The organism is Nocardia sp. NPDC088792 (assembly GCF_044750615.1).
In the GTDB taxonomy this organism is placed as follows: Bacteria; Actinomycetota; Actinomycetes; order Mycobacteriales; family Mycobacteriaceae; genus Nocardia.
The window spans coordinates 1089268-1102991 of sequence record NZ_JBIVKC010000003.1; the positions used below are offsets into that span (position 1 = coordinate 1089268).

10 protein-coding genes are annotated in these 13724 nt (G+C 65.8%); 2 read left to right on the top strand and 8 right to left on the bottom strand.

Going from position 1 to position 13724, the window contains the following annotated elements; translation table 11 throughout:
• Positions 1–69 precede the first annotated feature (69 nt).
• Complete coding sequence (locus tag ACIP5Y_RS23195; protein ID WP_400352599.1) at positions 70–1212, top strand: acyl-CoA dehydrogenase family protein; 1143 nt, start codon at positions 70–72, stop codon at positions 1210–1212.
• Between the two features lie 232 nt (positions 1213–1444).
• Here ACIP5Y_RS23195 and ACIP5Y_RS23200 read toward each other — a convergent pair whose 3' ends face one another.
• From ACIP5Y_RS23200 to ACIP5Y_RS23215, 4 genes are all read right to left on the bottom strand, one after another.
• Entirely contained in the window at positions 1445–1657 is a 213-nt protein-coding gene (locus ACIP5Y_RS23200; protein WP_400352601.1) for a helix-turn-helix domain-containing protein, read from the bottom strand.
• A gap of 615 nt (positions 1658–2272) precedes the next feature.
• Complete coding sequence (locus tag ACIP5Y_RS23205) at positions 2273–2686, bottom strand: hypothetical protein (RefSeq protein WP_400352602.1); 414 nt, start codon at positions 2684–2686, stop codon at positions 2273–2275.
• A 100-nt stretch (positions 2687–2786) separates the two neighbouring features.
• On the bottom strand, positions 2787–3866 hold the full coding sequence (locus ACIP5Y_RS23210) for a ferredoxin reductase (RefSeq protein ID WP_400352604.1): 1080 nt from the start codon (positions 3864–3866) through the stop codon (positions 2787–2789).
• Positions 3848–5137, bottom strand: coding sequence for a fatty acid desaturase family protein (locus tag ACIP5Y_RS23215; protein ID WP_400352605.1), 1290 nt, complete (start codon positions 5135–5137; stop codon positions 3848–3850). Before ACIP5Y_RS23215 ends, ACIP5Y_RS23210 begins: the two co-directional genes overlap by 19 nt.
• A 187-nt stretch (positions 5138–5324) precedes the next feature.
• Here ACIP5Y_RS23215 and ACIP5Y_RS23220 point away from each other — a divergent pair, with 187 nt between their 5' ends.
• The gene (locus ACIP5Y_RS23220) at positions 5325–7385 is read left to right on the top strand and encodes a CocE/NonD family hydrolase (protein WP_400352607.1); all 2061 of its coding nucleotides are present in this window, start codon (positions 5325–5327) and stop codon (positions 7383–7385) included.
• A gap of 42 nt (positions 7386–7427) precedes the next feature.
• Here the strand turns inward: ACIP5Y_RS23220 and ACIP5Y_RS23225 are convergent, their stop codons facing one another.
• The 4 genes from ACIP5Y_RS23225 to ACIP5Y_RS23240 are packed head-to-tail and all read right to left on the bottom strand — an operon-like array spanning position 7428 to position 13489.
• Positions 7428–7982 (bottom strand): hypothetical protein, encoded by a 555-nt coding sequence (locus ACIP5Y_RS23225; RefSeq protein WP_400352609.1) that lies wholly within the window; start codon positions 7980–7982, stop codon positions 7428–7430.
• Between the two features lie 29 nt (positions 7983–8011).
• Positions 8012–9466 carry an HAD-IB family hydrolase gene (locus ACIP5Y_RS23230; RefSeq protein ID WP_400352611.1) on the bottom strand — a complete coding sequence of 485 codons (1455 nt, stop codon included), beginning with the start codon at positions 9464–9466 and terminating at the stop codon, positions 8012–8014.
• Between the two features lie 13 nt (positions 9467–9479).
• Positions 9480–11822 carry a glycerol-3-phosphate 1-O-acyltransferase gene (locus ACIP5Y_RS23235; protein WP_400353869.1) on the bottom strand — a complete coding sequence of 781 codons (2343 nt, stop codon included), beginning with the start codon at positions 11820–11822 and terminating at the stop codon, positions 9480–9482.
• A 38-nt stretch (positions 11823–11860) separates the two neighbouring features.
• The gene (locus ACIP5Y_RS23240; RefSeq protein ID WP_400352613.1) at positions 11861–13489 is read right to left on the bottom strand and encodes an MFS transporter; all 1629 of its coding nucleotides are present in this window, start codon (positions 13487–13489) and stop codon (positions 11861–11863) included.
• Positions 13490–13724: the final 235 nt, after the last annotated feature.

Sequence of the window (13724 nt, forward strand, 5' to 3'; positions counted from 1 at the left end):
CAGTCTAACCGGCAAGGAAAATTGCGTGCTGTCTTGCACGCAATTGGATGTCGGTCGTACTGTGTCGGCATGCCCGTCGACCGCTTGCTGCCCACGCCCGAGGCCCGCGACCTCATCGAGCTGACCCGCGATATCGCCGACAAGGTCCTGGAACCCTCGGTCGTCGAATTCGAGAAGCAGGAACGCTACCCGGAGGAGGCGTTCCGCGCGCTCGGCGCCGCGGGGCTGCTGAGCCTGCCGTATCCGGAGGAGTTCGGCGGTGCGGACCAGCCCTACGAGGTGTACCTGCAGATGCTCGAGGAGCTCGCCGCGCGGTGGGCCGCCGTCGCGGTGGCGGTCAGCGTGCACAGCCTGTCCTGCCATCCGCTGTTCGCCTACGGGACCGACGAGCAGAAGCAGCGCTGGCTACCGGAAATGCTGTCCGGCAACCTGATCGGCGCCTACAGCCTGTCCGAAGCCCACGCCGGCTCCGATGCCGCCGCACTGCGCTGCCGCGCGGTCGAAGCCGACGGCGGCTACCGGATCACCGGTACCAAGGCGTGGATCACCAACGGCGGCAAGGCCGATTACTACACGCTGTTCGCCCGTACCGGCGAGGGCTCGCGCGGCATCTCGAGCTTCCTGGTCCCCGCCGACACCCCCGGCCTGTCTTTCGGCAAGCCCGAGGAGAAGATGGGCCTGCGCGCGGTACCCACCACCTCCGCCGCCTACGACGACGCCTTCCTGCCCGCCGAACGGCTCATCGGCCAACCCGGACAGGGCCTTTCAATAGCCTTCAGCGCACTCGACGCCGGCCGCCTCGGCATCGCCGCGGTCGCCACCGGCATTGCCCAGCGCGCCCTCGACGACGCCGTCGCCTACGCCAAGCAGCGAGAAGCCTTCGGCCGCCCCATCATCGACCACCAGGGCCTCGGCTTCGTGCTGGCCGATATGGCCGCCGCCGTCGACTCCGCCCGCGCCACCTACCTCGACGCCGCCCGCCGCCGCGACGCCGGCCTCCCCTACTCCCGCCAGGCCAGCGTCGCCAAACTCATCGCCACCGACGCCGCCATGAAGGTCACCACCGACGCCGTCCAGGTCTTCGGCGGCTACGGCTACACCCAGGACTTCCCCGTCGAGCGCTACATGCGCGAAGCCAAGATCACCCAGATCTTCGAGGGCACCAACCAGATCCAGCGCCTCGTCATCGCCCGGAGCTTGGCAAACGACTGATTCTCCGCGGGCGCAGGGGCCGCGCGACCGCCCGATTCACCCGTCCAGGCCGTCTGTAGGCCGTCGGCGAATCGATCCGGCCGAGCGTGGTGTCGATCGCCGCTCGTGCGCGGTCGAGGCTGGACGGCATCGGCGCGTCGGCGAGCTGGAGCCGGTGGAGGCGGCGAATCTGCGCTGGCTGTCTCGGTGTAGGAGACACGGAAGAGCCGCCCGATCAGCGCCGCGATCCGCTTCAACGTCCAGCGCTGGTCCTCGAAACCGTGTGCGGGCCCTTGGACCGCAACGCCTTGATCCCGCCGTGGTTGAACGTGCTGTGCCACTTCTCCACCTGCCGTATCCCGATCCGCAGGTCCGCGGCGATATCGGCGGTCTTATCGCCGGGGGTGAGGCGTTCGGCCGCGAGCATCCGGATCGCTTCCCGTCGCGCCCGCCCGGACGCGGACACCCCACCGCCCTGTCCGCACCTCACCCGAAAGGCGTAATCCCGCACGGTGATTGATCACCGGGGCTGTCAACCGCCATCAACCGTCAAAGGTCAGTAGTGGGCGTCCTCACAACGCTCTGTCTGCACCTCGGCGGACTTGTGTCCGCAATGGCCCTCGGCATGTCCGTAAACGTCCTCCGATTCGACTTGATCGGGTGAATACAATTTCGACGATCCATCCATCGAGGGGAGAAGCCATGTCCATGCTCATTTTCCTTGCCCTGTATCCCTTCATCGGCGAAGAGTCCGCACAATACTGGGCAACCCGGTACCCGGATGTCCCATAAGGCCCGCCGCGCCGAGGAAGAGGGTCGTCGCGAACATTCACTGGGGCAGACCGGACGCCTTGCCACCAGATGGCCTGTGTCACACCTGATTCGACCGGACCACCAGCTGGAGCGACTGGATATTGCCGGCGAATTGCTGACCATCGCCGCTGCCGAGGGGTGGGATCCGGGGTCGCTGAACTGGATGCAGACCGACCGGCCGTCCGAACTCATTGCGTTGCGCCTCGCATTGCGGCTGGGGATCGCGTGTTCCCGGGGAATCGCGCTCGCCGCAATACATCTCATCGAATCACCGGACGACCTCAACAAGCCGACCGCGATATCTCGGCACCTGGCCGCGCAACAGGTCGGCCGTGAGCGCGATGTCGTTTTCGATCTCGGCGGCAGCTTCGAGAGCGGCGGCGTACCAAGCGTTCAGACTTATGATATCGACGGGAGCCAAGGCGCCGTAGACAGCGGCGGAGATCGAGGCGGAGATCGAGTTCGCATCGTTCCGCGCCGGAAGCGCCTGTTGCATGTAGTAGCCACTGAGAGCCGGATGCAGGCGGCTACTCCAGTCGACCAGGCCGGCAATCAGGTGTTCGAAGTAATATCGCTCTCCGGCGATGGCGGCCAGTCGACTGCGCAATGGAGCGTCGGGGCGGGCGGCACGGGCAGACATCGCGATACGCACCGTGTCGAGTACCGCTTCGAACTCCGCCACCGCCGCCGCGGAGAGCCCCGCCTCGGGGTCGAAATCGCGGATGGCCGGTCATCGCACCAGCCCGTCCGGTCTGTATCGGACCGCCAGGCACACGGAGTGGCTATCCCCTGACAACGCAATCCTCCGTCGGTGTGCAGACGCATGTTCGGATTCGCTCACCCGCTCCATGAATAGATCCCGTGCAGATGTCCACTGCTCTACCGCTGTCGAGCGTCGCCACACATGTTCGGCAGATTCCCATCCTGCAGCCGTACGGCAGTGGCTCGCCTGCTTGCTCCGATGCCTCCAGCAAGGTCGTCGCGCCATCCACGACTACGGAACGGCGGTTCCTGCCGAACGTCACCCTGCCGCCGCCTCCCACTCGGGTCCGCTGGACTTCGAAGCGTTCGACTCGCAACCTGTCGCGGATTCCGTGCTGCTGCCAATGCTTCTCGGCGGTGCCGACGAATCCGACGGGCCCGCAGACGAACGTATCCCGTTCGGCCCAGTCACCACAGACCGCGCCGAGGGCCGCCAACTCGAATCTGCCCTCGCGCAGGGTCTCCCGCACGTGGACTCGCAATCCCGGGACGTCGTGCCGCAAGGCTTCGAGCTCCGGAGCGAACATCATCGATGCGAGCATGGGGACGGAGTGGATGTGGACGACATCCGACAGCACCCCGCGCCCGGCAAGATCCCGCAGCAACGCGATGACCGGCGTGATACCGCTGCCCGCGGACATCAGCAGCAGCCGGTCCGGCGTCGGATCCGGAAGGAAGAAATCGCCGGCGGGCGTCGCGAGTCGCACGATCGACCCGGGAGCCATGGTGGACACCAGGTGTCCGGAAATGAATCCACCCTGCTTCGCCCGCACCGCGATCGAGATGTGCTTGTCCGCGTTGCCCGGCCGGCAACCGGCCGACGAGGGAATGATCGAATAGGACCGCCACCACCAGCGTCCATCCACGAGGGCGCCGATTCCCACGTACTGACCAGGCTTGTAGTCGAAATCGAAGCCGCGGCCCGGCTTGATACGCAAGAGTGCGGAATCGTCGGTCAGCTGCTGCACCGACACCACCCGGCCGCGCATCTCTCGTGTCGACCAGAGGGGATTCAGGTGTTGCAGGTAGTCGCTCGGCAGGAGTGGGGTGGCGAGGATCCCGGCAATACTCTCGGTGACCTTCAAGATTGCAGAGCGCATTCTTCGTCCGAACTCATGGCAGCGATACGTTGGCGCGCAATGACATTGCGCAGGGTGACAGCACTGCTGGTCTCCGCCAATGCGGACGCGAGGCCGCGTCGGCGAGGGCTGCCTCCCCCGATATCCTGACGCCGGGGCGCTCGCTCGAACCGGCGCTCCGACGATGTTTCCGGCGCATTGTGGGACGTTGCGATGAGGAATTTGTCGGGAAGCGAAAGCTTCAGAATCGTGCGGAGCGTCAGCAGGTATTGGCGGGGCAGCGAACCCGTCGTATACGGGAGGTCATAGTCGTGGGCGACTTCGCGGACACGCTCGGCGACCTCGCGGAGGCGATTGCTGGGCAGGTCGGGGAACAGGTGGTGTTCGATCTGGTAGCACAGGTGTCCGGTCAGGAACTCCAGGACAGGGCCCGCGTCGAGGTTTGCGCTCCCGAGGTATTGGCGGAGATACCATTCGCCGCGGCTCTCGCGCTCGACGGCACGCCTGGTGAATTTCTCGGCGCCGTCCGGAAAGTGACCGCAGAACGTGACGATCTGCTCCCAGACGTTCTTGATCAACGTGGCGGTCACGTTCGCCGTCAAGGTCGTCTGCCACGCGCGGCCGGTCAGAGCCGGATGGACGACATAATCCTTCAGTAGCTGCTTGGCGGCCTTCCGTGAAATCTCTCGCCACTTCGATTCGAACTCGGACCGATCCTTCATTCCCGAAATAACTTTGTCGATCTCCAGGTGATACACGCACATACCGAATTCGTAGAGTAGCGAAATCGGGACCAGGTAGAGCGCATTTCCCAAATGATACGGGCGCCAGCGCCGGTCGCGGGTGATTCTCAGCAGGCCGTAGCCCTCGTCCGGATCCATACCGAGCACATTCGCGAACGCATGGTGCTGAAAGTTGTGAGCCTCCTTCCAATGCGAGGCCGGCATGCTGTGATCCCATTCCCACGACGCGGAGTGGATATCCGGATCGTTCATCCAGTCCCACTGGCCATGCATCACATTATGGCCGATCTCCATGTTCTCGATACTCTTCGAGAGCGCAAGAAGACCGGCACCGAGAAGCCAGAGGGGGCGCTTGGCGCTGCCCAGCAATACGATACGTGCGGCTACTTCACACGACCGCTGAAACGCGATGGCCCGCCTGATATAGCGGGCGTCACGTTCGCCCAGCGAATCCTCGACCTCTTTCCGGATCAGGTCCAGCCGTTGCCCGAGCTCATCAATATCATCGCGGGTCAAGTGCGAGTAACGTTCGATATTCCTTATCGCCATTCGTAAACACCCTGACCGCCGGATCCGATGCCCATGGCAGAGACGATTGCATGTCATGCCGCCACGGCCAAGGCGCAAGTGACATCGATCACCTGATATAAAAACCAGTTTGATTACTGTAACTCGACTTATCTACATCGATTGTTTCTCCCGCCAGGTACGGCCGAAAAGAGGAATAGTAAATCGCATGAGGAAAGCGTCACGTGTCGCCGTGGCGATGATTGCCGCGAGCGTCGTCGTCCCTTTCATCGCCGTCACCACCGCCGCAGCGGGCCAGGTGGCGACGGGACCGGACGGCGGCACCGCGGGCACCGCGTGGGCCGCCGCAGAGGATGGGCCGCAGCAATATCCGAATGTGTCGATCGACTGGGACGTACCGATCCGAATGAGTGACGGCGTCGTATTGAAGGGCAATGTGTATCGCCCGGCCGACGCGAACGGTCGCCCGATCGAAACGCCGACGCCCACGATCGTCAACTTCACCCCCTACACGAAGCTGCTGTCCAATGTCGTCGACAGTGCGCAGTCGATCCCCGTGCTGTCCGACGCCCTCCTCGACATCTTGCGGCAGGTCGACTTCAGCGGCACCGCACTGTCCGGAGTCACCGATCTGACAAAGGCTTACGGCCGCGGGGTGCTGCGCAGTTTCTTCGGCGTCGACCGGCAGTTGATCAAGGGCGGCTACACCGAAGTGGTGGTCGACGTCCGTGGAACCGGTTTCTCCCAGGGAGAATGGGGCGTCCTGGACGCGCGAGAGCAACAGGACACCACCGAAGTGATCGACTGGGTCACCAACCAGTCGTGGGCGGACGGCAAGGTCGGTATGAACGGCCTCTCCTACGCCGGCGTCACTCAGGTGCAGGCCGCCGAGCACAACCCGCCGGCACTGAAAGCGATCTTTCCGGTCGTGCCGGGCAACGACCTGATCGACGACGTGCTCAACCCCGGCGGCGGCGGCTTTCCTCCGCTCTTCTATCTGCCGTGGCTCATGGGCGTCAACGCCCTGAAGTGGATACCCGACGTACAGTCCATCCTCGCCGGCAGATTCGACCAGCAATGGCTGCAGGATCGCATCGGCGCCCCGGCCAGCTTCCTGCAAGCATTGCTGAGCGCCTACACCAGTCCGCGCCTGGAGGATCTGGATCCCAAGACGCGGGATCTGCTCACCGACTCGAGCGCCATTCGCCAGGGCGTCCTCGGGGATCCGAGCAAGATTCAGGCGCCGACCTTCATCGTCGGTGGCTGGCACGATCTGTTCCAGTACTCGCAACCGAAGATCTACAACCAGATTCCGTTGCCGCCCGGGCAGAAGCAGCTGCTCATGGGCAACACCTACCACGTCAATTCGGGCAGCGAGAGCGGCGCACCGGGCCTGCCGCCACGGCTGGACGTACTCCAGCGCGCATGGTTCGATCACTGGCTCAAAGGCATCGACAACGGCATCGAAACCTACGGCCCGGTGACGCTGCGCGAGCAGGGCGGCGGCTGGATCACCACGAGCGGTTTCGGCCCCTCGGCGCCCGCCGAGGACGCCGGGACGTATCGGCGAATGTATCTGTCCGCCAGTAGATCCGGCACCGCGAACAGCGCATACGACGGTTCCCTGACCGGGCAGGGCACCAATGACACCGACCGCCTCACCATCGCGCCCGGCCTGACCACGATCTGTTCCAACGACACGGCGGAATCGTCGACCGGTGCCGCTGCGATCATCGTCGGATGTGCCACCGATTCACGGATCGCGGAATTGAATGCGCTGACCTTCACCAGCACCCCGGTGGCCGGTGAGACAACCATCTCGGGCCCACTTGCGGTGCATCTCAACACCGTTCAAGACGCCGCCGACGGATACTGGACGGTCACAGTGAACGACGTCGCCCCCGACGGTCGATCAACGGTGCTGTCCTCCGGGCAACTGATGGCCTCATTGCGGCAGATCGATGAGGAGCGCAGCTCCCGTTCCGCCAACGGCGACTACATCGACCCGCGACCCTACGTCTCCCTGGACAAACGCCAGCCGACCGTCCCGGGCCAGCCGACAACGCTGGACATCACCATGCCCGCCACCCGCGCGGTGCTGGCTCCCGGCCACCGCCTGCGCCTGGACGTCTTCGCCGGCAACTTCCCCAAGGGCCTCCCGGCCTTCCCTCTGCTGCTCGACACCGGCTTCAAACCTGAGCACGTCCAACTCGACCCGGGCGCTCCCAGCTTCGTCAACCTGCCGGTTCGCGGCGACAGCGGCTGGTGAAGAGCGGACTACCAGAACAGTGACGTTATCGTCCGGCAGAGATCAGCGTTTGCGCGAACGTCCGCGCAACATGTCGGCCGCGCCGGCCAGATCGCCGGGGATTCGCCTCGCCGCCTGGACGACTACGCCGTACCAGGCGTCGAGGCGGGCAACATCACCTGCGGTAAGGGTATGGTTGCCGCCGGCCGCTACCAGAGTGGAGAGCATCCGGGCGTGGTTGCGGGCCGGGAGCGCCTGCTGCCGGTAGTAGTCGGCGACGTCCGGGTTGAACAGGCTGCCCCAGTGCGCCAGACCATCGACGAGATGCTGGTCGTAGTAGCGGCTGCTCGCGATGGCAGCCAGGCGTTCACGCAGCGGGGCATCACGGCGCGGAGTGCGCTCCGCCATCGCGCCCCGAACGATCTCGAGCATGCCTTCGAATTCGGTGACCTCCGTCTCGGACAGACCGACCGCCGGATCGAAATCGCGGATCGCCGTGCCGCTCCGGTCGAGCAGATCAGGCAGGTCCGCCACCGGGGCCGGTGCCGGACCGATGCCCGGTACTCTGGCAATCACCTTGTCGTAGACGAATATTCGTTGCAGTGAGGCGAACAGCACGACCAGGCCGTTGAGTTGCGATCGGGTGTTCATCGCGGCCGCGTCTCGGACACCGCCGAATCCGGGTCCGGCGCGGGCCAATCGACGAGGGTGTCGTCGAAACTCTGTCGCACTCGCTCGATCTCGGCATCCATGTCATCCGGATCCCAGGTACTCACGTCGATCGGCGGCAGCACCAGCACGTCCACGACGCCCTTGTGCACGACCGTCCCGTTCCGCCACACGATGCCGCCGGAGTTGCGGACCACGATCGGCAGAATCGGCACACCGGCCTGCAGCGCCACGTGGAATGCGCCCTTCTTGAACGGGCCGACCCGTGGTGTCACCGAGCGGGTGCCCTCCGGTGAGATCACCACCGACACTCCGCCTTTCAGCGTCTCCACCACCGGCGCGAGCTCGGCCCTGGCATCCGCACCACCGGATCGGTCGATGAACGTCGCCCCGACGAAGCGCATGAGCGGCCCGAAGACCGGGTTGCGGAACAGTTCCTTCTTCACCACGCAGGTGAGCCTGCCGCGCAGCGCCGTACTGATCGCCACCATGTCGAACGAGCTCTGGTGATTGAAGATGACCACCGCGGTGCCCGCGGCCTCGACGTGCTCGGCGCCGCTCACCCGGACGCGCACACCGCTCGCGAGCAGGATCGCGCCGGAGGCGTGGCGCAGCATCGAGTAGGCCATTCGACGGCGGTCCCGGGTGCCGGCTTCGCGCAGGATCCCGAAGGCCGAGCCGCCGAGCAGACCCGCGAAACTCGCTGCGGTGCGGGCGATATCACGCGCCCGGGCTTCGGCGCGGGCCGGGAACTTCAACATCGGCCAGTTCCGATCGGTGGCGGCGACCACCATCCCGGGGTCGGGATTCACGGCGCACGGGTGTCCGGCCGACGCCAGGAGCGGAATGTCCACGGCGGCATCGGCATACGCGTAGGAGGCCGACAGGTCCAGTCCCCGGGCCGCGGCGAACTTCCGCACCGCATCTGCCTTGTGCCGGCGCCAGAGTGGTTCTCCGTCGACGTGTCCGGTCAGTACGCCGTCGCGCACTTCCATGGCAGTGCAGAGCACGTGCTCGATGCCCAGTTCCCGGGCGGCGGGCATGACCTGGTACCGGGCCAGGCAGGTAACGAGCACGACGGTGTGCCCGGCGGCCTGATGCGCACGGATCAACTGCCACGCCTCCGGATACAGGTGTCCGTAGATCGTGCGGTGAAACAGCTTCTCGCCCAGCGTGTCGAGTTCGACTTCCGGATGTCCGGCCCAGGCGGTCGCCGCGCGCAGCAGAAACCGATGGAACTCACCCTCACCGCGCGCGCCACGGATGCTCGTGAGCAACGTCGTCGCCGGATCGCGGCGCGTGTCACGCCGCCACGGTGCCGGCTGCCGCAGCGGGTAGCCGTGCACCACCGTGCCCCCGTAATCGAAAACGGCCGCGATCCGGGGGCCCTGCGGACCGGATCGGACAGCCGCGATCACCTCGGTGATGTTCATAGTCCCCTGCTTTCTACGGTTGTTCGGGGGTGGAGGGATCCATGGCCGCCGCACGGGCGATGCGTGCGCCGATAGTGCGCAGCTCTTCGGCGAACGCCTGCCGCCGCGGGCCGACATCGGCGCGTTCCGCGTCGAGCAGACCGAGATCGTCCGCCAACCGCAGTGCGGTCGCGAACAATTCCGAGGACACCGATTCCGGACTGTGCAGCCGCTGCTGCAGGAACATCTGCCGTCCGACGCTCACGCATTCGTCGATCAGCAGCGTCCGATCCACGGGTGCCGCCGGGTCCCGGGCCGCCAGCCGTTCGGCCAGCACCAACTGGGCGTCGAAGAAGGAGCGCAATACCCTGTGCGCCATGATGAAACCGGTGCGGGACAGTGCGGTGAGGACGTCGGCGCCGGTGGTCGTGGAGCGGCGCAGCCACTGCGGATCCACCAGCAGCAATTCCGACGCCAGCTGAGCGGAGAATTCGGCGCGTCCGGGAAACAAGAACTCGAACTTCAGGAGTTCGCGCATCCGGTACGCCGCCGCTCGCCCGGCGCGCAGTTGATCGCCTTCGGGCGCCTCCACGGCGGCCAGCACCGCGAGCTCCAGAATCGCGCGGTTGACGAACCAGTGCACCGCGCTGTTGCGATAGAACGCCGCCTTCAGGTGCGCGCCGGCCTGGATCGAGTACACCGGTTCCACACCCTCGCGGTAGACGGTGACGACCCGTGCCATCGACAGCTGTTCCAGCACCCCGGCCAGGCCACGATCATCGCGCAGAGTGTCCAGTTTGCCCTGGGGAAGGCCGCGGTGAGCGATGTATCCGAGCACGGGTTCGACCACGCGGCGCACCTCACCGAGGGTCAGGGCGCACTCGTGCACCCCCAGCAGGGCCAGGGTGGCCAGGGCGTTCACGGTGATCGGCGTGACGGCATTGATGCCGACGGCGACGTCACGAGCCAAGCGCCGCACAGCTTCCTGGCCCTGCTCGGACGGGGCACATGCCACGACCGGCCCCGGACCCGGACACTGTGGATCACCGTGCGCGGTGAGCCGGCCGCGCGCCGACTGTGGAGTCCCGAATCGTACGTAGACATGCCCCGCCGAACGCTGTTGGCTGCGGAGGTAGCGCGCCAGAAAGGCCAGCCCCTCGGGCTTCTTCACGCCACCGACCTGTTCGGTGGCAATGGCATCCAGTTCGTTGAGCCGTTCATAGGTGATCGACACGGGCACCAGCATCACGTCGTCGACCCGGCCCGCCCGGATCGCGGCCGCGAGATAATTCAGCAACCCCAGCCGTGGCTGGCGCAGTTTGCCGGTGCGGGTGCGGCCACCCTCGAAGTACCACTCCAGATTGAAACGTTTGGCCAGCAGATAGGCGAAGTACGCCTCGACGGCGGCCTTGTACACCTGGTCGTCGCCGAAACTCCGCCGGATGAACACCTTTCCGGTGCGGCGCGCGATCACGCCCATCGGCCAGAAGCTCAGGTTCACGCCGCCGACCACGTGGTTGGGCGGAAAGTCATTGCGCGCCAGGGCATCACCGAGCACGAACGGATCCATGTAGGAGCGGTGCGAAGGCAGGAAGACCAAGGGATGGCGGTTGTTGAGTTCACGCAGACCCGCGAGACCGGACCGGTCGCAGTCGATCTTCCACGCCGACGCGTGCAGCGGCCGCATCGCCTGGGTGAACAGGTCGGAGACCAGCGGGCTCTGGCCGGCGACCAGTTCCCGCAACGCCTCCTCCGCCCGTCCGAACACCTCTCGCACCTCGGCACCGGTGTCCGCCGCAATGGCCTCCAGCCGATCTCGAAACTCCGGAGTGTCCAGGACCTCCTCGGCGATCAACCTCGGCACCTTGTATCGGTTGCCGATCGCCGCCCGTTGCGCGCGCTCCAGAGCCACGATGCCGTCCCGGACGATGGCGCGCGCGAAAAGTTCGGTAGCCCCCGCTACCACCAGGTTTCTCGCGCGCAGCTCACTGAGACGAGCGGGCCGACCGGCCACCACCAGATGACGATCCGGAGCCTTGGCGAGCAGCCGGCGTTGCATGAACCGGCGCGGCTTGCGCGGGTCGGTCAGGGTGGCCAGATCAGCAAAAGTAGTGCGGCGCACACCCTCTCGCTCCGGCGGCAACCAGATGACCCGGACCGGCACCACCACCGGGTCGTCGCGCCGCCCGACCAGACGCGAGGCAACAGCGAAGGCATCCATGGCCAACTGGACGACCGGCGTATCGAAGCCGTACTCCGCCGCCGGCCCACCCTCGGCGATCCAGCCGTCGATCAGCTCCCGCTCGACCACCGAGGAGGCGTCCACCAATACGACCACCGGGCACGGACGGTCCTCGGCGACGATATCGGCGGGCATATCCGGGCGGCGGTCGATTGCCATGTGCTTCAACACGTCTACGCCTTCTCCTGGATCGCCTGCTGAGCCGACTGCCGGTCGGATCGCCCCGGCGAAGCACGTTCCGGCCGCCAGGGCAGTAGCACGGCGACGAGGGCGGCACACCCCAGCAATGCCCCGACGGCGATGTGCGAGGCCGTCTGAGAGCCGGCGACAGCCGCGGCTTTCATGGCATCGATCAGGTCGGCCTTGGGTTTCGCGAGAAACGGGCCGACCGGCGCCTTCGCCATCTCGAGCACGCTGATCGGGGACTCGCGCGCGATGCTCTTCTGGGCCGAGTTCATCAGCGTGCCGGGAACCGCATCGATGCGGGCACCGACACGCGCGGTGTAGGCCGAGGTCAGGATCGAGCCGAGCACCGCGACGCCCAGCGCGCCGCCGACCTCGCGGGTCGTATCGTTGACCGCCGACCCGGCGCCCGCCTGCGCGAGCGGGACCGAGCCCATGATCGATTCGGTGGCCGGGCCCTGCACCGCACCGAACCCGACTCCCATCAGCAGCATGGTGGTCAGGATCAGGCCGAGATAGGAACTGTCGACGGCGATCCGGCCCGCCGCATACATCCCGGCCGCGAGGAGCACCAGACCCGCGATCACTGTCGCGGTGGTCCCGATCCGCCGCGCGACCATCGTCCCGACTGCCGCGCCCACCCCGACGGCGGCCGCGAACGGTAGCGACCGAATGCCGAATTCCAGTGCGCTGTATTCCCTTACACCCTGGAAGTACTGGGTGATCAGGAAGGTGAACCCGAACGCACAGAAATACGAGACGGTAATGGCCAAGGCGGGCACCGAGAATCGGCGGATGCCGAGCAGGCGAACGTTCAGTACCGGCGACTCGACCCGAAGCTCCCACACCACGTAGACAACCAGCAGAATCGCCGCGATCGCGTAGCCCGCGACGCTCCGGCTCGACAGCCAGCCCTGCTTCGGCGCCTCGATGATCGTCCAGACCAGCGTGATCACCGCGATCAGAGACAGGACAACGCCCGCCACGTCCAGCCGGCCTGTGTGCTCGGCCCGTGATTCGGGCACCATCAGCAGCACCGCGGTGACGGCGATCAGGGCGATCGGCACATTGATCCAGAACACCGCGTGCCACGAGAAGTACCTCAGCAGGAAGCCGCCGGCCAGCGGTCCTGTCGCGACCGCGATACCGGCCATGGCCGACCACACCGCGATGGCGGCGGCCCGGCCACGCCCGCCCGGAAACAGGCCGATGATCAAGGCGAGCGTCGCCGGAAACACCGCGGCGGCAAAGACTCCCATTCCGGCACGGGCCACGATCACCTCCGGTAACGACGTGGACAGCGCGCCGACCGCGGACATGACCGCGACTCCGGCCAGACCGATGATCATGACCCGCCGCCGCCCGTATCGATCACCGAGATGTCCCAGTGCCAGCAGCAGTCCGGCGAACGCGAGGGTGTAAGCGTCCACTATCCACTGCAACCCGCTCATCCGTGCCTGCAGCTCCACCGCCATGGCCGGCAGCGCGACATTGACCAGGGTGTTGTCCACGACCACCAATTGCTCCGCCAGGCAGATCGCGATCAGCGCGAGGACTCGAAGCCGCAGCGCGACGGACCCGTACAGCGCAGACCGGTAGCCCGTCGCCAATGCCGCCATCTAATTCTCCTGCCCAGCGCTGCTTTACGAATGAGGTCCATCGGATACAAATGGCATGTATCCAAATTAGCGGGTGCGATCATTTGGAAGACCATCAGCAAATTATTGCGATATATACGGTGGTTTCGGTCGCGCGAGGGCGTATCACGTTGGTTGCAAAGCCTTTTCGATAAATGCTCTCCGTCACAGCACGAGCAATCCCCGGAGAATACGATCCACCGACGGACCGTTCGAC